2 protein-coding genes are annotated in these 1,542 nt (G+C 70.9%); both read left to right on the top strand.

The features are described 5' to 3' along the window. Positions 1–509, top strand: a 509-nt coding sequence (locus tag ACTS11_RS03510; protein WP_442638957.1) for an ATP-binding cassette domain-containing protein, incomplete at its 5' end; no start/stop codon positions are given. Beyond that, complete coding sequence (locus tag ACTS11_RS03515; RefSeq protein WP_442638958.1) at positions 506–1,477, top strand: serine hydrolase domain-containing protein; 972 nt, start codon at positions 506–508, stop codon at positions 1,475–1,477. The genes ACTS11_RS03510 and ACTS11_RS03515, both read left to right, overlap by 4 nt. Positions 1,478–1,542: the final 65 nt, after the last annotated feature.

Here is a 1,542-nt window from a genome sequence, read left to right on the forward strand (position 1 = left end):
TGGGCAAGGTGGACCTGCCGCAGGACGCGCTCGAGCGCTATCCGCACGAATTCTCGGGCGGCCAGAGGCAGCGCATCTGCATCGCCCGCGCTCTGATGCCGGACCCGAAGGTGCTGGTTCTCGACGAGGCGGTATCGGCCCTCGACGTGTCGGTGCAGGCGCGGGTGCTCGACCTTCTGGTGGACCTTCAGCGCGACATGGGCCTTGCCTACCTTTTCGTCTCGCACGACATGGCCGTGGTCGAGCGTATCGCCCACCGGATCGCCGTGATCTACGCGGGCCGCATCGTCGAGATCGGCGCGGCGCGTGCGGTCCTGTCCGACCCGCGCCATCCCTATACGCGCAAGCTTATCGCCGCCGTCCCCTCGATCGAGAAGCGCCGCGTCGACTTCGCGCTCGAGACCGACGAGGTGCCTTCGACCCTCCGCCCCGCCGGGTGGCAGCCGCCACCGCAGGTCTGGCAGGACCACGGGGCGGATCACCGCGTGGCGCTGGAGGGGCGCAAATGAGCTTCGAGGCCGCCTGGGCGCTGGCCGAGGAGGCGGTCGCCTCGGGCCGCATCCCCTGCGCCGTCCTTGGCACCGTGGTGCAAAGCGCGCGGGAGGTCCGCTGGACCGGCCATGCCGTCCTGACGCCGGAGGCCGTTCCGGTGGCCCGCGACACGGTCTTCGACCTCGCCTCGCTGACCAAGCCCGTCTTCACGGCCGCGCGCATCCTCGCCCACGCAGCGGCGGAGCGGATCGACCTCGATGCGCCCCTGACCTCCGTCATCCCCGACTTCCGCCAGTATCACGAGGATTGCTGGGAGCGCCGCGTGACCTTCCGCCAGTGCCTCGGCCACCTCACGCCCTTCCCGGCGGTCGAGCCGATCTACACCTACGGCACTGATCCCGCGACGCTCCGCGCCTTCGTGCTGCAACGCGAGTGGCGGCGGCTGGCCGCGCCGGTCTATTCCGACATCAACTTCATCTTGCTGGGCATCGCGCTCGAGCGGCTGGAGGGCACGGCCATCCGCGAGATGGACCCGGGCCCCGGCCTCAGCTTCGTCCCCGACCCCGAGGCCTGTGCCGCGACCGAGGCCTGCACCTGGCGCGGTCGCGTCATGCGGGGGGAGGTGCATGACGAGAACTGCTTTGCGCTCGGCGGCTCGGGCCACGCGGGCCTCTTCGGCATAGCCGACGCGCTTCTCGACGTGGCGGAGCGGATGCTGGCGCGCGGGCCGGGCCCCGAGGCCGTGCCGCTGTCGGAGACGCGCACCCACGGCTGGGAGCGGTCGCATCCCGGCTGGTCCGGGGGGCAGGCCTGCTCGCCCACGACCATCGGGCATACCGGCTTCACCGGAACGGGCCTCTGGATCGACTTCAGGACCAGGCGCGCCTGGACCCTACTGACCAACCGCGTCCATCCAACGCGCCACGCCGAGACCGGCATCGCCGATCTCCGCCGCGCGGTAGGTGAGGCGCTATGCGCGGAGTGATTTGATGGAGATGGCGTGGTGCGTCGGCCTGATGACCGGCACGGTTCTCGACGGCAACATCGACG

Source organism: Roseicyclus sp. (assembly GCF_052168335.1).
In the GTDB taxonomy this organism is placed as follows: Bacteria; Pseudomonadota; Alphaproteobacteria; order Rhodobacterales; family Rhodobacteraceae; genus Roseibacterium.